Genomic DNA, 15,964 nt, shown 5'->3' on the forward strand with positions numbered 1-15,964 from the left:
GGTCTCAGACGGTGCGCAGCTCCCATCCCCGCGCCGTCCGCGTGACCTCGCGGAAGCCGTGGCGGTGCAGGGCGTCGATCTCGTCGAGGTCCTCGGGGTACGCGCAGGTGATGAGGCGATCGATGCCGCAGAGAGTCAGCCAGTCCCGGGCCTGGGCGAGCAGCCGGGCCAGGGTCTTCTCGGCCCCCTCCGGAGCGTCGGTGTCCAGATCGACATCGGCCAACTCCGCCAACCCGCCGCCACGACCGACGCGTTCGGGGCGGTCAAGCGTGGTGTCCAGCTCCAGGTGGCCCAGCACGCGGTCACCGGCGAGGGCGGTGAAGCGGGTGCCGAGGGAGCCGAGCGTGCGCCGAAGGGTCGGACTTTCCCGGCCGGGCTGCTCACCGGTGTCGGGAAGGTCGCTCACCTCGGCGAGCAGCAGCACCTCCGTGGCACCCGTGTGCACGAACCCTGCCCGCTCCAGCGCTGAGCGGACGTGCGGCCACGCATCGGGTACGCCGTACACCCCCGGGCAGGGAAGCGTTCCGTCGGCGTGGACGCTGCGAGCCTGCCAGCGGGCGGCGGTCGCCAGGCACGCGGAGAGCAGAAGATCCGCCGCGTCCGAGGAGACGGTGTCGCCGTCGCCGTCGCCGTCGCCGGGATGGTGCACGACCCATTGGATGGCTGCGGCTCCCCGGTAGTCGGGGCCGACGTCCGGCTCGTCGCGGTAGCGGTGCAGATGGGCCGCCGCGACGACGCGGCCGCGTTGCTCGGTCACGAGCGTGAGGCGCTCCGCGACCCACGGATCGACGACGTACTCGTCGGGACGCGCCTCAAGGCTGCTCAGGACGGTGTTGACCGAGGTACTGACGCCGGGAAGCACCGCGGCGGCATGGCGGTTCACCAGGTCGGTCAGCTGGTGACGGTCGCTGCGGCGGAAAGTGCGCACGGCAGGTGAAAAAGACATGGCGATCCTCTGGAGGGAAAGGAGGGAAGACCGCCATGCGATGCGGCACGCCACGACGCTAGCAGATTCACAGAAGGAGCCTCGGGCCCGGATGCGGCGGCTTCCAACAGAGCGGCGCGCTCCGCTTACGTGGTGACCGCGGCGACCGTGCCCGCGGAGACCGCCGCCACGGTCCGCATCACCGCGGCGTGCACCGCCTCCGCACCCCAACTGCTCCGCTCCAGTTCCTTCGCCCGCTTGTAGACCTTGCCGGACCACGGGATGGAGCGGTGCAGGGTCGGCAGGGTGCCGCTCGCGGAGAGCAGTCCGACCAGTGCCGCCGTACGGGCGTCGGGTTCCGCGCCGTCGATCAGGACGGCCCTGACCTTCTCCACCAGGGCCTTCTTGTATCCGGTGTCCGCGACCGTCGTCGACGTCGTACGGAACAGGCCCAGCGTCTTCCTGGTCTCCCGGCGCAGCACGCCCCGCTCGACGAGCCGGTCGAGGACCGTCTCCCGTGTGACCACCCCCGTACCGATCTCGATCAGCAGCGTCTGTACGCCGCGCACGTGCTCCCCGACCTTCGCGTGGGCGGCCCGGAGCAGCGGATCGGACGAAGCAGGACCGGCCACGGCGTGGACCTTCACGCCGTTCAGCCCCTTGTCGTCTGCGTCGGCCCTGATCCGGCCTGCGAGGCCCAGCTCGACGAGGACCGCGCCGCCCAGCGCGTAGTACAGCGTGCCCGCCCCCGCGATGGCTCCGGACCTGTCGTCCATCATCAGCAGCGTCAGGTCTTCGACGATGAGCATCTCGTTCTCGGTCTGCATGGTCGTGTCCCACCGTCGGCGTCGGATGTACCCGGCTCTCCCACCCAAGCCTGCCCCGCGGAGAGCGGGCAGGGCGGTGTGGGCTGTCACCACTGCTCATGACAGACGTCATGAAGGGTCCGTCGGTCGTCGTTTGCCCCCGATGAGTTTTCCCGCCCGCCTCGGTCCTACTGGTGAACGGCAACGGCGACAGCCCCTTCTCAGCGCAAGCTCCTGGACAGGCGGTATCAACGATGAACAGCACGATGAACAAGCTGAACAAGCAGTTCACCGCGACCCTGCGGAAGAGTCCGGAGAAGGGTGGCTGGACCTACGTCGTGTGGCCCGAGTCGGCCGAGTTCTTCGGCACCCGCGGCCTGGTGAAAGTCCGGGGCAGCATCGACGGTCAGCCGTTCCGCAGTTCGTTCATGGCCCTGGGCGACGGCACTCACAAGTTGCCGGTGAAGGCCGATGTACGCAAGGCGATCGGCAAGGAGGAAGGGGACATCGTGACCGTCCTCCTGGAGGAGCGGGTGGACGTTTGACCTCCGGATCGGCCGCCCTGGCGTGACAGCGGCGATCACCGCGGCGGTGACGAACCGGGCCCCACGATCCGCCGCTGCATTGGCTGCCGGGCAGGCAGGGGCAGGCAGGGGCAGGCAGGGGCAGCCAGGACGACGGATGAGGAGCGACGCGTGCGATTCGCGCTGGAAGCACTGCTGGTCGACGTGTCGGCCGAGCAGGTCGCCGAGGCTCGTGCCTTCTACCGGTCGAGGGTGGCAGGCCGGGGGCCCGGCCCGTACGAGGAGCTGACCGCGCTCGACCGGCTCATCGACGGCGGTCTCCGAGGACGTACGCCACCGGGACGACCTCGTCGTACGGTCGACCCGCGAGACGTGGATGGCCCGGCCCGTCCAGGGCGGCTGAGCCGGAGGGCCGGGGCGGTTCCCTCGCAGCCGGGGCGCGTTCGTGCCGCCGGGGCGCGTTCGTGCCGGAGGTCCACGCCGGAAGCCGGTGGGCCGGGAGCGGCAGGCAACACCGCCCGGCCCCCTGGGGCACGGTGTGCTGCCCTGCCGTACCTTTCGCCGGGCGCACGGGGTGGCGCAGTCTGGGGAGGATAGCCATCGATGCGACGAAGGAACTCCCTCTGTGCGTGCTCATGCCTCGGGAAAAGAGCCGGTCGACAGTCCTTCGCAGGGCCGGGCCCGGCCTGCGGTTCCGGCCCGCCTTCCGGGCGGCGGCGTCGGGACCCCTGCCTCCGCGCCTCTCCTCGCGTTGCAGCCCACCCTCGGCAACGCGGCGGTCAATCGCCTACGGGAACGGGAGGAGGAGTCGGCCCGGTCCGGCCCGGGCGAGGCCGCGACCGACGACGTGCAGCGCTCCACCGTCCACAACGTGCTCCGGTCCCCGGGGCGTCCCATGGATGGCCCGCTCAAGGACGATATGGAGAGCCGGTTCAACACCGATTTCTCCGACGTCCGCCTGCACACCGGCACCGCCGCCCGGGAGTCCGCCGCCGGGATCGGTGCTCGCGCGTACACCTCGGGCAACCACGTCGTCATAGGTGACGGTGGTGCGGACAAGCACACCCTGGCCCACGAACTCACCCACGTCATCCAGCAACGTGAAGGGCCTGTCACCGGCACCGACAATGGATCCGGACTGAAGGTCTCCGACCCGTCCGACGCCTTCGAGCGCGCCGCGGAGGCCAACGCGACCGCGGTCATGCGGGCACCAGCGGTGCAGCGGAGCCGCACCGCCGACGCGGAGCGGGCCACAGAGGCCACGGCACGAACGGGCTCCTTCGTGCAGCGCGCAGGGGGAGAAGAGAACGCGGAGCCCTACTTCGACGCCGACGGGGACGTCTACACGACCAGGGCCAGGACCTCATGACGTCACTCGCGGACAGGAACATGGTCCTGCAGTCGGGCGAGCCGGGAGGAGCCGTCGAGGTCATCGTTCCCTACGGCCTTGCCAACGCGCGCTGCAGCGTGACTGGCGAGCGGGAGCAGCGCGACCAGTAGGGCTCGACCGCTACCGCCCCCTGAGCGAGGCCTCCCAGCCTCGCGGCAGCGCCGATAGCATCCCGGTGCGACCCGGATGGATGACGAGGAGCGACACGTGCGATTCGCGCTGGAAGCACTGCTGGTCGACGTGCCGGCCGAGCAGGTCGCCGAGGCCCGCGCCTTCTACCGGTCGAGGGTGGCAGGCCGGGGGCCCGGCTCGTACGGGGAGCTGAAGGAGGCCCGCGCGAAGAAGCCCGCTCCTCGTGCCGCCGTGCCGCCTGCCGTCGAGGAGACGGTCGAAGCCGGCGGCGTACGGGTCCCGGTCCGGATCTTCCTCCCTGCTGGCGGCCCGCCCCGCGCTGTCTACCTGGGCATCCACGGCGGCGGCTTCTACATGGGCTCCGCGGCGCAGGGCGACGAACGCCACCGCGAACTCGCGGACGCGCTCCAGATCGCCGTCGTCGGCGTCGACTACCGGCTCGCGCCCGAGCACCCCTGGCCGGCCGCGCCCGACGACTGCGAAGCGGTTGCGCTCTGGCTCGTCGAAGAGGCCGAGGCCCGTTTCGGGACCTCCCGACTCGCGATCGGCGGAAGCTCGGCCGGGGCCACCCTCGCCCTGGCGACCTTGCTCCGGCTACGCGACCGGGGCGTCGTCGACCGGTTCGCAGGGGCCGCGCTGCGCTTCGGCACCTACGACCTGAGCGCACAGACCCCCGGCGGCCGCCGCATCGCGGACGAGTACTTCATCCAGGCCTACGTCGGCCAGGTCGCCGACCGCACCCTTCCCGACATCTCGCCCCTCTACGCCGACCTGGGCGGGCTCCCCCCGGCCCTGCTGGTCGTGGGAAGCGAGGACGTACTGCTGGAGGACAACCTGACGCTGGCCGGCCGCTTGTCGGCGGCCGGCAACAGCGTGGAGCTGCGCGTCTATCCCGAGTCGCCCCACGGCTTCACCGGCCACCCCACCGCCCTGGCCGCAACGGCGCTCGAAGGCATCCACTCCTGGCTGCGCGACAGGATCAGTCGCCCCTGACCCGGGCGTGCAGATGCATGTCGTGCCGGCCGTCGTCATGCACGGCCGCGTCGCGCTTGGTGCCCTCCAGGCGGTAGCCGGCCTTCGTAGCGACCCCGCACGAGGCGTGGTTACGCGTCGAGTGGTCCAACTCCAGCCGGTGGAAGCCGATGTCGTCCAGCGCCCACGCGCTGACCGCCGCGAGTGCGCGGGAGGCGACCCCCACGCCGCGTGCGGCCGGGAGCACCCAGTACGCGACGTTCGCGACGCCGTCGTCGAAGTCCAGGCCGCGCAACGCCATCCGGCCGAGCACCTCGCCACTGTCGCGGGCGACGGCCCAGTGGCAGCCCTTCTCCCGCTCCCAGTCCTGCCCGTACCCCTCGAACCACTCCCGGACCTGGGCCTCGGTCGAGGGCCGGTGCGTGTGCCAGCGGCGGGTCTCCTCGTCCCGGTAGGCGGAGAGGAACGCCGCCGCGTCGGTCCGTCCCCAGGGGCGCAGCAGCAGGCCGTCGCCGCCGCTTACCGGAAGCACGGGTTGCGGAGCACCGGCGAGGCAGCCGGAGATCATCGCGGGCGGTGTCGACAGGACTCGGGTCATGGCTCCCATTCTCCTTACGCTCCCTGCATGAACACGTTCCACGGCGGTAACGGCCGATACCTGGAGATGACCAACGGCGGCACGGCGGTGTTCGTGGACGTGCTGATGCTCGCCGTGTCCACGCTCGCCCACGACCCGTGGGACTTCCGCTTCGCCGCCCTGCTGACACTCCAGGACCAGAGCATCATGGGGCGCGGGGTGGTCGGCTTCGGCCTGGCGGACCTCGACTGGGGGGACACTCCGCAGGAGCGGGCCGCGGCGAAGGACTTCCTGCTCCGCGTCCTCGATCTGGCGCTCTCCCGCCACCGGTGGGAGGAACTGACGTACGAGCCTCCCCGCGCCGAGGGTTACCTGCGCACGTACCGGTCAATGGTGGAGGAGTTCGACCCTGCGACAGCGAAGGCCGACGCGGCTGCTCTGCCCGGGCCGGAGAGCGCCGCGATGGCCTCGTGCGTACGTCACCGGGTGCTGGACGCTTTGCCGTTCTGGGACGTGTGCGTGTTCTGTGCGGCCGGGGTCTGAGCGCCCGTTTTCCGCCCTCTCAGGAGCGTCCGCCGCGCTGCCAGCGCTGCGCACCGAGGGGCGTGGGTCCACCGGCGAGCTGCTCCGCGAACGGCTGGACCAGGCGCTGCGCCTCATCCGGGAACGCTTGCACGGCCGCGACCACTCCCCTCGTGCGGGCTCCCTCGTCGTCGACCAGAACAGCCACGAAGCTCAGTCGCCCGTCCGGCTCCGCGCCCAGCAGCCCCTGCTCGACCGGGCCCGAGGCACGGACCCGCGCAGGCCACCAAGCGGTGATCAGCGTGTACGGGGCATCCGCCGCCGGTTCGCGGCGCAGCAGCACCACCGTCGCGACCGCCGTGAACGTCCGGTAGAGACCGGCCTTCCAGAACGGCTCCTCGGTCGCGAACCGCTCGGCGGCGGCACGGTCGGCGAGGTCGACGACGTGGACGCTCCCCGTGTGCTCCTCCCCGTCGTCGGACAGGGTGGGTCCGCGGAGTATCAGCCGACTGTCGAAGCGGTCCATGTAGGACCAGTGCTCCTCGGACAGCTCCATCAACTGGTCGGCGACAGCCGGCTGGTCCTCAGCATGAACGTAGAACGGCATGTCGCGACCGTATCGGAGCGCCCGGAGCGTGCCCGGACGACCGCCCACGCCCACGTCTCACGGCCGCAGCCGGACCAGCCCAGGGCCCGACGGGTGATCGGGCTCGAAGGCATCGGGAATCCCCAGCCTGAGGCCCCGGCTCCGGGCGACCCGGTGGACGTCCCGCAGGGAGTGCGCCAGGGCGGCGGCGACATGGCGGAGCTGGACGGCCGTGGACCCGTCGTCCGCGACCATGTCGTCGGCGTGGTCGAGGAGTTCGTACGCCATGTCGAGCTGCATGGCCTCGACCTTGTCGGCCTCCCGCGAGACCTTGCCGTTGCCGTCGCCGGCTACGTAGCAGGGCCTGCCTTCCGTTCCGGCCCAGGGGAGCAGGCGCGCGGTGTTCTGGGGCTGTTCGTTCATGGGGGCGTCAACTCCGTGCACGGTGGGGGTGAATTCTTCGCTGCGTAGCGATCCACTCACAGCGTGCGAGCGGTACGGCTAGGCTCGCCAGGGGGTTTGTGGTGACATCGCGTTCGTCGCACGGGAGTTGGCTGTGAGTAATACCTATGGCAAGTGGTTGAAGGCCCAGCGAGAGGCGGCCGGGCTGACACAGCAGCAGCTTGCGGACCTGGCGTTGATGACGCGGTCGCATATCTCGCACATCGAGGCGGGGCGTCGCATGCCGAGCGAGGAGGATGCCCGGCGGCTCGACATGGCCCTGGGAACGGGCGACGTGCTGACCACCTTCCGGCCTGGCGCGGACAAGGACGCGGTCGCGGACTACTTTGCACCTGTGCAACACCTTGAGCAGCAAGCGGCGGTCATCCGTGAGTTCGCGCCCTCGCTGGTTCCGGGAATTCTTCAGACCGAGGCGTACGCCCGCGCGGTTATCGGCAGGTCGTCCCCCTCGATGAGTCCCACCGAACGTGACAGGGTGGTTGTCGCACGCCTGAAGCGCGCCGAAATCCTCAAAAACCTGGTCACGCCTGTGGTCTGGGCAGTACTCGATGAGGCAGTACTACGACGCCCAGTCGGCGGTGCCGCAGTCATGGCTGAGCAGATCGACCACATCGTCGCCCTGACGGAATCGGAACGCATCCGCACGCATGTGATTCCGCTGGGCCTCGGGTATCACCCGTTGCTGGACGGGATGCTGACGTTGATGTGGTTCGACGACCAGCCTCCGGTCGCCTACAGCGAAGGGTTGCGGATGGGCAAGCTGCACGATTCGCCGTCCGTGGTCGAGGCGTTCCAGGGCGACTACACTCTCAGCCTGAGCGACGCGCTGCCGCTGAAGGAGTCGCTGGCAGCGATGAAGGCGACATCGAAGGGCTTCAGAGACCATGGATAGCGAAACCGTCCCGCCGACGTCGCTCCTCAATGACTGGCGCAAGTCGTCCTACAGCAACGGTGACGGCGGCAGCTGCCTCGAAGTCCAGGACCACCACCCCACCGCCGTCCCCGTCCGCGACTCCAAGGTCCCCGGCGGGCCCGCCCTGCTCATCCCCGCCGCCGGGTGGGCCTCCTTCGTGGACGCCGTCAAGAGCGGGGCCCTCTCCGCCTGACCGAAGGTCAGGCGGAGAGGGCCCGGCGCCTCACTCCCCCACGTACTCCGCCAGGTGCTCGCCCGTCAGCGTGGAGCGGTCGGCCACCAGGTCGGCCGGGGTGCCCTCGAAGACGATCTGGCCGCCGTCGTGGCCGGCGCCGGGGCCGAGGTCGATGATCCAGTCGGCGTGGGCCATCACCGCCTGGTGGTGTTCGATGACGATCACCGACTTTCCGGAGTCGACCAGCCGGTCCAGGAGGCCGAGGAGCTGCTCCACGTCGGCGAGGTGCAGACCGGTGGTCGGTTCGTCCAGTACGAGGACCTGACGGTCGCCGCCCTTGTCGGCCATGTGCGTGGCCAGCTTCAGGCGTTGGCGTTCGCCGCCGGACAGGGTGGTGAGCGGCTGGCCGAGGCTCAGGTAGCCCAGGCCGACGTCCACGAGGCGGTCGAGGATCTTGTGCGCGGCCGGGATGGCCGCCTCGCCGGAGCCGAAGAACTCCTCGGCCTGGGCGACCGACATCGCGAGGACCTCGCTGATGTCGCGGCCCCCCAGGTGGTAGTCCAGGACCGAGGCCTGGAACCGCTTGCCCTCGCAGTCCTCGCAGGGGCTGGAGACGCTCGCCATCATGCCGAGGTCGGTGAAGATGACGCCCGCGCCGTTGCAGGTGGGGCAGGCGCCCTCGGAGTTGGCGCTGAACAGGGCGGGCTTCACGCCGTTGGCCTTGGCGAAGGCCTTGCGGATCGGCTCCAGGAGGCCCGTGTACGTCGCCGGGTTACTGCGGCGGGAACCCTTGATGGGGCTCTGGTCGACCGAGATGACGTTCTCGCCCGCCGGGATCGAACCGTGGACGAGCGAGCTCTTTCCGGAGCCGGCGACTCCGGTGATGACGGTGAGCACGCCGAGCGGGATGTCGACATCGACGTCGCGGAGGTTGTGCGAGGTCGCGCCGCGGATCTCCAGCGCGCCGGTGGACTTGCGCACCTCGTCCTTGAGGACGGCCCGGTCGTCCAGGTGGCGGCCGGTGACGGTGTCGGAGGCGCGGAGTCCGTCCAGGGTGCCCTCGAAGCAGACGGTGCCGCCCGCCGTGCCGGCCCCGGGGCCGAGGTCGACCACGTGGTCGGCGATGGCGATGGCCTCGGGCTTGTGCTCCACGACCAGGACGGTGTTGCCCTTGTCGCGCAGGCGCAGCAGGAGGTCGTTCATGCGCCGGATGTCGTGCGGGTGCAGGCCGATGGTGGGCTCGTCGAAGACGTACGTGACGTCGGTGAGCGAGGAGCCGAGGTGGCGGATCATCTTGACGCGCTGCGCCTCACCGCCGGACAGGGTGCCGGAGGGGCGGTCCAGGGCGAGGTAGCCGAGGCCGATCTCCACGAAGGAGTCCAGGGTCTGCTGGAGGGCTTCGAGGAGCGGTGCGACCGAGGGTTCGTCGAGGCCGCGGACCCATTCCGCGAGGTCGCGAATCTCCATCGCGCAGGCGTCGGCGATCGAGATCTTGTCGATCTTCGAGGAGCGGGCGCCCTCGGTGAGCCGGGTCCCCTCGCACTCGGGGCAGGTGGTGAAAGTGACCGCGCGGTCGACGAACTCCCGGATGTGGGGCTGCATCGACTCGCGGTCCTTGGAGAGGAACGACTTCTGGATCTTGGGGATCAGCCCTTCGAAGGTGAGGTTCGCGCCCTCGACCTTCACCTTGGTCGGCTCCCGGTAGAGGAAGTCCTGCATCTCCTTCTTGGTGAACTTGGCGATCGGCTTGTCCGGGTCCAGGAAGCCCGACTCCGCGTACGTCCGCACGGTCCACCAGCTGTCCGACTTCCAGCCGGGGATGGTGAACGCGCCCTCGGCGATCGACTTGGAGTCGTCGTAGAGCTGGGTGAGGTCGATGTCGGAGACCGAGCCGCGGCCCTCGCAGCGGTTGCACATGCCGCCGGTGCGGCTGAAGGTCGCCTTGACCGCCTTCTTGTTGCCCCGCTCGACCGTGATCGCGCCGCTCGCCGTCACCGAGGGGACGTTGAAGGCGAACGCGCCGGGCGGGCCGATGTGCGGCTTGCCCAGCCGGCTGAAGAGGATGCGCAGCATGGCGTTGGCGTCGGTGGCGGTGCCGACCGTGGAGCGGGGGTCGCTGCCCATGCGCTGCTGGTCGACGATGATCGCGGTCGTCAGTCCGTCGAGGACGTCGACGTCGGGTCGCGCCTGCGTGGGCATGAAGCCCTGGACGAAGGCGGGGTAGGTCTCGTTGATCAGCCGCTGGGACTCGGCGGCGATCGTGGCGAAGACCAGCGAGCTCTTGCCCGAGCCGGAGACTCCGGTGAACACCGTCAGCCGGCGCTTCGGGAGCTCGATGCTGACGTCCTTCAGGTTGTTCTCCCGCGCACCGTGCACACGGATCAGGTCGTGGCTGTCGGCGGCGTGCGGCGCGGGCGGCTGCTCGGTCTTCGTTCGCGGAGCCATGCTCGTCGTCTCTCCATTACTGGTGCGCGGGACCTGCTGATGCGTGGAGCCCGTTGGGTGCGGTGCGGGGGCCTTGCTGGTGCGGCTCGTGGCGGGTGGTGCGGCTCGTGGCGGGTGGTGCGGCTGGTGCGGCTCGTGACAGGTGGTGCGGCTGGTACGGGCGGCCCGCTGGTGCGCGGAGCCTACTGGTCGTGCGTGAGGGCCGGGGCCTCTTTCGGCCTCGGCCTCTCACGGGCTGGTGCTGGTGCTACTTCTTGGCCTGGGTGATGCGGAGCATGTTGCCGGAGGGGTCGCGGAAGGCGCAGTCGCGGACGCCGTACGGCTGGTCGATCGGCTCCTGGAGCACCTCGCCGCCCGCCGCGCGGACCTTCTCGAAGGCCGCGTCGACATCCTCGGAGGAGAGGATGACGCCGCGCAGCATGCCCTTGGCGAGCAGCTCGGCCATGGTCCGGCGGTCGGCTTCCGGGGCGTTCGGGTCCGCGAGCGGGGGTTCGAGGACGATCTCCACGTCCGGCTGTGCGGGGGACCCTACGGTCACCCAGCGCATGCCTTCGAATCCGACGTCGTTGCGCACCTCCATTCCCAGGGCGTCGCGGTAGAAGGCGAGCGCCTTGTCGTGGTCGTCGACGGCGATGAAGCACTGCGAGAGGTTGATGTTCATGCGTTTCACGCTACGGGCGGGGCTTGCGATCCGCTTCTCCATTCCTGACCGGTCGGGTGAGCATCTTGGCCACGCACGCCGGGATGGTCTCGCCCGCGTCGTGGGGGCGGGCCCGGTAGGCGCTCGGGCTCTCCCCGACCAGCTCCGTGAAGCGGGAGCTGAACGAGCCGAGCGACGTACAGCCGACGGCGAAGCAGACGTCCGTGACCGACAGGTCGCCCCGGCGCAGCAGGGCCTTGGCCCGCTCGATGCGGCGGGTCATGAGATAGCTGTACGGGGTCTCTCCGAAGGCCGCCCGGAAGCTGCGGGAGAAGTGGCCCGCCGACATCAGGGCGTCCCGGGCCAGCGAGGGCACGTCGAGCGGTTCGGCGTACTCGCGGTCCATGCGGTCGCGGGCCCGGCGCAACCGGGCCAGGTCCTCCAGCCTCACAGCCACACTCCTTCACCCTCCCCACCTCTTCACCCCCCACCTCTTCACCCTCCCACGGCCGCCGGCGCCCGGCCCCTCCCGCGGAAAAGGGGCCCGGTCACCACTCGCGCTCGGCGATCAGCTTCTCCGGGTCCGCGTCCACGAAGCCGTACGCCGTCGCGATGATCCAGAAGGCCTCGCCTATCTCCTCGCGGGCGACCGTCTCGATCTCGCTGCCCGCCGCCTCGAACTCCGCCTCCAGGTCGTTGAAGGCCCGGGTCGGCGGGGCGGTCAGGGCGTACAGGGCGGTGAGGTCCGCGGGCTCCTCGGCCTCGATCCGCTCGCAGAGGGCGCGCAGGACCGCCGTGCCCTTGTCCAGGAGGTGGTCGGGGAAGTAGTCGTCCTCGTACAGCAGGGCCAGGAACGTGTACTGCGCCAGCCGCTCGTTCGTGATGGTCACCGTGGTCTCCCCCATGCGTTCCGTACGTTCCGTCGCCGTCGTTCCGATACTCCCCCACGCCACTGACAATCGGGCCGCACGCGGGTGCCGGGGGTCCGGTGCGCACCGGGCGTCCGCGTGCCGAGCATCACCCTGGACAGCGGCCTCAACCGGCGGGTAACTTCAAAGGGAGTCTGAGCAAGCGCTTAGCCGAGCACGACGAGAACAACGCGATCGAATCGACTGCCGACCTAGGAGGCATCCCGTGCGCCGTACGGTATTCAACGAGGACCACGAGGCGTTCCGGGAGACCATCCGCGCCTTCATCGCGGCCGAGGTCGTGCCGGTCTACGACGAGTGGTTCGCCGCGGGTCAGGCGCCGCGCGACTTCTACCTCAAGCTGGGCGAGCTCGGCATCTTCGGCATCGAGGTCGACGAGGAGTACGGCGGCGCGGGCATCGACTCGCACAAGTACGAGGCCGTCATCTACGAGGAGACCGCCCGCGCGGGCGTCTCCTTCGGCGGCTCCGGCGTGCACACGCTGCTCGGCCTCCCGTACATCAAGATGCTGGCCACCGGCGACCAGAAGAAGCGCTGGCTGCCGAAGTTCGCGAGCGGCGAGGAGATGTGGGCCCTCGCGATGACGGAGCCGGGCACCGGCTCGGACGTCGCGGGTATGAAGACCACCGCCAAGCTCTCCGAGGACGGCACGCACTACGTCCTCAACGGGTCCAAGACCTTCATCACCGGCGGCGTCCACGCCGACCGCGTGATCGTCTGCGCCCGCACCGCCGCCCCGCGCGAGGACGACCGCCGCTTCGGCATCTCCCTCTTCGCCGTCGACACGAAGTCCGAGGGCTACTCGGTCGGCCGTAAGCTCGACAAGCTGGGCCTGCGAGTCTCCGACACCGCCGAGCTGGCGTTCGTCGACGTCAAGGTCCCGGTCGAGGACCTCATGGGCGACGAGAACAAGGGCTTCGGCTACCTCGGCACCAACCTGGCCTCCGAGCGCTGGGGCATCGCCTTCGGCGCGTACGCCCAGGCCGCGGCCGCCGTCCGGTTCGCCAAGGAGTACGTGCAGGACCGCACGGTCTTCGGCAAGACGGTCGCCTCGTTCCAGAACACCAAGTTCGAGCTGGCCGCCTGCCAGGCCGAGGTGGACGCGGCCCAGGCCGTCGCCGACCGCGCGCTGGAGGCCCTGGACGCCGGAGAGCTGACGGCGGCCGAGGCCGCCTCCGCGAAGCTGTTCTGCACCGAGGTCGCCCACCGCGTCATCGACCGCTGCCTCCAGCTGCACGGCGGCTACGGCTTCATGAACGAGTACCCGATCGCCCGCCTGTACGCGGACAACCGGGTCAACCGCATCTACGGCGGCACCAGCGAGGTCATGAAGTCGATCATCGCCAAGTCCATGGGCCTGTAAGGGATTACCTTCCCTCCATGAACGAGAGTCCCGACCCCCTGCTCGATCTGCTCCACCTGCTCGACCTGGAGCGGATCGAGCGGGACATCTTCCGGGGCGTGAGCCGCAGCGCGGTCGTGCCCCGGGTCTTCGGCGGCCAGGTCGCGGCCCAGGCGCTCGTCGCCGCGGGCCGCACCGTCCCCGCCGACCGGGCCGCCCACTCCCTGCACGCGTACTTCCTGCGGGCGGGCGACCCCGGCGCGCCCATCGTCTACAGCGTCGACCGCATCCGCGACGGGCGGTCCTTCACCACCCGCCGCGTCGTCGCCGTCCAGCACGGGCAGCCGATCTTCCACCTCTCCGCCTCTTTCCAGGCGTACGAGGAGGGCATGGAGCACCAGGCGCCGATGCCCGCCGCGACTGACCCGGAGACCCTGCCGACGGCCGCCGAGATGCTGCCCCGGTACGCGGACCGATTCAGCGATCCGGAGGTCGTGGACCGGCTGATCGAGGCGCGGGCCGCGGTGGACCTCCGGTACGTGGACGCGCCGCCGTTCGGCACGGTGGGCGAGGCGCGCGAACCCCGGTCCCAGGTGTGGTTCCGCACGAACGGCAAGCTCGCGGACGACCCGTTGCTGCACGTCTGCCTGGCGACGTACGTCTCCGACATGACCCTGCTCGACTCGGTGCTCCTCGCCCATGGGCGGGGCGGCTGGGCGGTCGGGGACGTGGTCGGCGCGAGCCTGGACCACGCGATGTGGTTCCACCGGCCGTTCCGGGCGGACGAGTGGCTGCTGTACGACCAGGAGTCGCCCTCCGCCTCCGGCGGCCGCGGGCTCGGCCAGGCCCGCATCCACACCGCCGACGGGCGCCTCGCGATCACCGTCATCCAGGAAGGCGTCGTCCGTATCCCCCGGCGATGAGCACCACCTAAAGGTCTATTTCGGACATACTCCCCACCATGAGCGACGCGAGAGCGGACAGTGAAGCTGATGGAGGGGAGTCCACGTTCACGGTGATCGTGGCGGCCGTCGCCAATCTCGGCATCGCCGTGGCGAAGGCCGTCGCCGGGCTGATCAGCGGCTCCAGCGCGATGCTCTCCGAGGCGGCCCACTCGGTCGCCGACACCGTCACCGAGGTCATGCTCCTCGCCGCGCTCAAGCGGAGCGAGAAGCCGGCCGACGAGGAGCACCCGCTCGGTCACGGCCCCGAGCGCTACATCTGGGCGATGCTCGCCTCCATCGCCACCTTCGTCGGCGGAGCCGTCTTCTCCCTCTACGACGGCATCCACACCCTGATCGAGGGCGAGGAGCTGGGCGACCCGCTCGTCTCCTACCTCGTCCTCGGCGTCGCCTTCCTCCTGGAGGGCTACTCGCTGCGCACCGGGGTCAAGCAGGTGCGGCGTGAGGCGTCCCGGCTGCGGGTGCCGGACGCGTACTACCTGCGCCACACCCCGGACACGGCGGTGAAGGCCGTCGTGATGGAGGACTCGGCGGCCCTGATCGGGCTGCTGCTGGCGGCGGGCGGACTGCTCGGCGGGCAGCTCTCGGGCTCGGGGGTCTGGGACGGGATCGCGTCCTGCCTGATCGGCCTGCTGCTCGTGTACGTGGCCTGGGTGCTCGGCCGCACCAACGCGCAGCTGCTCATCGGACGGCCGCTGCCCCCGGCGATACGGTCCGGGGTGCGCGAGGAGCTGCTGTCGGTGCCGCACATCGTGGACGTACTGGAACTGACCACGCTCATCCAGGGGCCGTCCGAGATCCTGATCGCCGCGAAGATCGACTTCCGGGACATGGCCACCGCCACGGAGGTCGAGTGGGCCTGCGAGGAGGCGGAGGCGCAGTTGCGCGAGCGGTTCCCGTCGGTGCGGCGGGTCTACCTGGACCCGACGCCGGGGCGGGCGCAGCGGCTGCGGCGGCAGCAGCAGCGCCCCGGTGCCTGAGGCCGGCGGCGTCGGCTCCTGAGGCTTGCGGCGTCGGCTCCTGAGGCCGGTGGCATCGGCTCCTGCCGCTTGCGGCGTGGGCGCCCGAGGCCGGCAGCACCCCGGCTCCTGACGCTTGCGGCATCGGCTGCGCCACCCGCCCTGCTCCCTACGGCGTCAGCTCCGCCACCGTCTTCGCGATCCGCCGCTCCCGCGTCTCCCGCGCCTTCGCTCCCTCGACGGACGTGACGTACGCCTTCTGCCGGCTGGGCGAGAGCGCGGCGAACGCATCCGCCGCCCCGGGGGCCGCGACCAGCGCCGCCGCCAGGTCCTCGGGCGGCTCCACCGTGCGGGACGCGGTGTCGAGGGTCAGCTCCACCTCGATGGCGTCCCCGCCGCCGATGCCGGTCTCCGCGCGCTTGTCGGCGCTGAACGGGATGAGGTACCGCCCGCCCATCGGGGCGATCGTCGAGCGGTAGGCGTACCCGTTGACCGTGACGTTCACCGGGGGGCGCTTTCCCTCGCCGAGGGCCTCGACCACGGCCTCCGGCACCTCGATGCCCGTGTTGTTCCCGGTCCGGAACATCGTCGTGCTGAACTTCATGGCCTGCCCCTTACGTCTGCGTCGTGCCACGTCTGCGTCGTGTCAGTGAAGACGCCCGCCGGGCCCGAAACTCATCGCCGGACACGCCCTCGTCGCCTT

General features: G+C 70.4%; 19 protein-coding genes and 2 pseudogenes. 11 read left to right on the forward strand and 10 right to left on the reverse strand.

Annotated elements, in window-relative coordinates; genetic code table 11:
• Positions 1 to 4: 4 nt before the first annotated feature.
• Both D581_RS0122000 and D581_RS0122005 read right to left on the reverse strand, forming a co-directional pair.
• Positions 5 to 946 carry a hypothetical protein gene (locus D581_RS0122000; protein ID WP_026290777.1) on the reverse strand — a complete coding sequence of 314 codons (942 nt, stop codon included), beginning with the start codon at positions 944 to 946 and terminating at the stop codon, positions 5 to 7.
• Between the two features lie 125 nt (positions 947 to 1,071).
• Positions 1,072 to 1,752 carry a GOLPH3/VPS74 family protein gene (locus tag D581_RS0122005; protein WP_018959365.1) on the reverse strand — a complete coding sequence of 227 codons (681 nt, stop codon included), beginning with the start codon at positions 1,750 to 1,752 and terminating at the stop codon, positions 1,072 to 1,074.
• Positions 1,753 to 1,997: 245 nt separating this feature from the next.
• On the opposite strand from D581_RS0122005, the gene D581_RS0122010 reads away from it, so the two are divergent.
• The 5 genes and pseudogenes from D581_RS0122010 to D581_RS0122025 all read left to right on the forward strand — a co-directional run bounded on the left by D581_RS0122010 (position 1,998) and on the right by D581_RS0122025 (position 4,770).
• Positions 1,998 to 2,276 carry a DUF1905 domain-containing protein gene (locus tag D581_RS0122010; protein ID WP_018959366.1) on the forward strand — a complete coding sequence of 93 codons (279 nt, stop codon included), beginning with the start codon at positions 1,998 to 2,000 and terminating at the stop codon, positions 2,274 to 2,276.
• A 150-nt stretch (positions 2,277 to 2,426) separates the two neighbouring features.
• Positions 2,427 to 2,543 (forward strand): annotated as a pseudogene (locus D581_RS1000000142200) (alpha/beta hydrolase); the annotation flags it as partial.
• Positions 2,535 to 2,658 (forward strand): annotated as a pseudogene (locus D581_RS1000000142205) (SAM-dependent methyltransferase); the annotation flags it as partial. The pseudogenes D581_RS1000000142200 and D581_RS1000000142205, both read left to right, overlap by 9 nt.
• 348 nt (positions 2,659 to 3,006) lie before the next feature.
• Positions 3,007 to 3,624, forward strand: a complete 618-nt coding sequence (locus tag D581_RS1000000139935) for an eCIS core domain-containing protein (RefSeq protein ID WP_018959367.1) — start codon at positions 3,007 to 3,009, stop codon at positions 3,622 to 3,624.
• A 228-nt stretch (positions 3,625 to 3,852) separates the two neighbouring features.
• Positions 3,853 to 4,770 carry an alpha/beta hydrolase gene (locus D581_RS0122025; protein WP_018959369.1) on the forward strand — a complete coding sequence of 306 codons (918 nt, stop codon included), beginning with the start codon at positions 3,853 to 3,855 and terminating at the stop codon, positions 4,768 to 4,770.
• On the opposite strand, the gene D581_RS0122030 is transcribed toward D581_RS0122025, so the two are convergent.
• Complete coding sequence (locus tag D581_RS0122030; protein WP_018959370.1) at positions 4,757 to 5,347, reverse strand: GNAT family N-acetyltransferase; 591 nt, start codon at positions 5,345 to 5,347, stop codon at positions 4,757 to 4,759. The two genes, D581_RS0122025 and D581_RS0122030, sit on opposite strands and share 14 nt — an antisense overlap.
• A gap of 27 nt (positions 5,348 to 5,374) precedes the next feature.
• On the opposite strand from D581_RS0122030, the gene D581_RS0122035 reads away from it, so the two are divergent.
• Positions 5,375 to 5,869 (forward strand): hypothetical protein, encoded by a 495-nt coding sequence (locus tag D581_RS0122035; RefSeq protein WP_026290779.1) that lies wholly within the window; start codon positions 5,375 to 5,377, stop codon positions 5,867 to 5,869.
• Positions 5,870 to 5,888: 19 nt separating this feature from the next.
• Here the strand turns inward: D581_RS0122035 and D581_RS0122040 are convergent, their stop codons facing one another.
• Complete coding sequence (locus tag D581_RS0122040) at positions 5,889 to 6,455, reverse strand: YciI family protein (RefSeq protein WP_020679229.1); 567 nt, start codon at positions 6,453 to 6,455, stop codon at positions 5,889 to 5,891.
• Between the two features lie 57 nt (positions 6,456 to 6,512).
• Complete coding sequence (locus D581_RS0122045) at positions 6,513 to 6,857, reverse strand: hypothetical protein (RefSeq protein WP_018959373.1); 345 nt, start codon at positions 6,855 to 6,857, stop codon at positions 6,513 to 6,515.
• 133 nt (positions 6,858 to 6,990) lie between these two features.
• On the opposite strand from D581_RS0122045, the gene D581_RS0122050 reads away from it, so the two are divergent.
• Positions 6,991 to 7,788: a helix-turn-helix domain-containing protein gene (locus D581_RS0122050; RefSeq protein WP_018959374.1), complete on the forward strand. Its 798-nt coding sequence runs from the start codon at positions 6,991 to 6,993 to the stop codon at positions 7,786 to 7,788.
• The gene (locus tag D581_RS0122055; protein WP_018959375.1) at positions 7,781 to 8,002 is read left to right on the forward strand and encodes a DUF397 domain-containing protein; all 222 of its coding nucleotides are present in this window, start codon (positions 7,781 to 7,783) and stop codon (positions 8,000 to 8,002) included. The genes D581_RS0122050 and D581_RS0122055 overlap by 8 nt, the downstream gene beginning before the upstream one ends.
• 30 nt (positions 8,003 to 8,032) lie before the next feature.
• On the opposite strand, the gene D581_RS0122060 is transcribed toward D581_RS0122055, so the two are convergent.
• From D581_RS0122060 to D581_RS0122075, 4 genes are all read right to left on the reverse strand, one after another.
• Positions 8,033 to 10,429 carry an excinuclease ABC subunit UvrA gene (locus D581_RS0122060; protein ID WP_018959376.1) on the reverse strand — a complete coding sequence of 799 codons (2,397 nt, stop codon included), beginning with the start codon at positions 10,427 to 10,429 and terminating at the stop codon, positions 8,033 to 8,035.
• 247 nt (positions 10,430 to 10,676) lie between these two features.
• Positions 10,677 to 11,090 carry a VOC family protein gene (locus D581_RS0122065; RefSeq protein WP_026290780.1) on the reverse strand — a complete coding sequence of 138 codons (414 nt, stop codon included), beginning with the start codon at positions 11,088 to 11,090 and terminating at the stop codon, positions 10,677 to 10,679.
• Positions 11,091 to 11,100: 10 nt separating this feature from the next.
• A complete protein-coding gene (locus D581_RS0122070) occupies positions 11,101 to 11,520 on the reverse strand; it encodes a helix-turn-helix transcriptional regulator (protein WP_018959378.1) in 420 nt (139 codons plus the stop codon).
• A 97-nt stretch (positions 11,521 to 11,617) separates the two neighbouring features.
• Entirely contained in the window at positions 11,618 to 11,959 is a 342-nt protein-coding gene (locus D581_RS0122075; RefSeq protein WP_026290781.1) for a DUF5713 family protein, read from the reverse strand.
• A gap of 244 nt (positions 11,960 to 12,203) precedes the next feature.
• On the opposite strand from D581_RS0122075, the gene D581_RS0122080 reads away from it, so the two are divergent.
• The 3 genes from D581_RS0122080 to D581_RS0122090 are packed head-to-tail and all read left to right on the forward strand — an operon-like array spanning position 12,204 to position 15,282.
• Entirely contained in the window at positions 12,204 to 13,361 is a 1,158-nt protein-coding gene (locus tag D581_RS0122080; protein WP_018959380.1) for an acyl-CoA dehydrogenase family protein, read from the forward strand.
• Positions 13,362 to 13,378: 17 nt separating this feature from the next.
• Positions 13,379 to 14,263, forward strand: coding sequence for an acyl-CoA thioesterase (locus D581_RS0122085; protein ID WP_018959381.1), 885 nt, complete (start codon positions 13,379 to 13,381; stop codon positions 14,261 to 14,263).
• 38 nt (positions 14,264 to 14,301) lie between these two features.
• Positions 14,302 to 15,282, forward strand: coding sequence for a cation diffusion facilitator family transporter (locus tag D581_RS0122090; protein WP_026290782.1), 981 nt, complete (start codon positions 14,302 to 14,304; stop codon positions 15,280 to 15,282).
• A gap of 148 nt (positions 15,283 to 15,430) precedes the next feature.
• Here the strand turns inward: D581_RS0122090 and D581_RS0122095 are convergent, their stop codons facing one another.
• The gene (locus D581_RS0122095) at positions 15,431 to 15,865 is read right to left on the reverse strand and encodes a YdeI/OmpD-associated family protein (RefSeq protein WP_018959383.1); all 435 of its coding nucleotides are present in this window, start codon (positions 15,863 to 15,865) and stop codon (positions 15,431 to 15,433) included.
• Between the last annotated feature and the right edge of the window lie 99 nt (positions 15,866 to 15,964).

Source organism: Streptomyces sp. CNB091, assembly GCF_000377965.1.

Excerpts from the sequence above, each read along its gene's own strand:
- D581_RS0122060 (WP_018959376.1), bottom strand. The coding sequence starts at position 10,429 with ATGGCTCCGCGAACGAAGACCGAGCAGCCGCCCGCGCCGCACGCCGCC.
- D581_RS0122005 (WP_018959365.1), bottom strand. The coding sequence starts at position 1,752 with ATGCAGACCGAGAACGAGATGCTCATCGTCGAAGACCTGACGCTGCTG.
- D581_RS0122090 (WP_026290782.1), top strand. The coding sequence starts at position 14,302 with ATGAGCGACGCGAGAGCGGACAGTGAAGCTGATGGAGGGGAGTCCACG.
- D581_RS0122085 (WP_018959381.1), top strand. The coding sequence starts at position 13,379 with ATGAACGAGAGTCCCGACCCCCTGCTCGATCTGCTCCACCTGCTCGAC.
- D581_RS0122040 (WP_020679229.1), bottom strand. The coding sequence starts at position 6,455 with ATGCCGTTCTACGTTCATGCTGAGGACCAGCCGGCTGTCGCCGACCAG.
- D581_RS0122010 (WP_018959366.1), top strand. The coding sequence starts at position 1,998 with ATGAACAAGCTGAACAAGCAGTTCACCGCGACCCTGCGGAAGAGTCCG.
- D581_RS0122045 (WP_018959373.1), bottom strand. The coding sequence starts at position 6,857 with ATGAACGAACAGCCCCAGAACACCGCGCGCCTGCTCCCCTGGGCCGGA.
- D581_RS0122055 (WP_018959375.1), top strand. The coding sequence starts at position 7,781 with ATGGATAGCGAAACCGTCCCGCCGACGTCGCTCCTCAATGACTGGCGC.
- D581_RS0122000 (WP_026290777.1), bottom strand. The coding sequence starts at position 946 with ATGTCTTTTTCACCTGCCGTGCGCACTTTCCGCCGCAGCGACCGTCAC.
- D581_RS0122035 (WP_026290779.1), top strand. The coding sequence starts at position 5,375 with ATGAACACGTTCCACGGCGGTAACGGCCGATACCTGGAGATGACCAAC.
- D581_RS0122030 (WP_018959370.1), bottom strand. The coding sequence starts at position 5,347 with ATGACCCGAGTCCTGTCGACACCGCCCGCGATGATCTCCGGCTGCCTC.
- D581_RS0122095 (WP_018959383.1), bottom strand. The coding sequence starts at position 15,865 with ATGAAGTTCAGCACGACGATGTTCCGGACCGGGAACAACACGGGCATC.
- D581_RS0122065 (WP_026290780.1), bottom strand. The coding sequence starts at position 11,090 with ATGAACATCAACCTCTCGCAGTGCTTCATCGCCGTCGACGACCACGAC.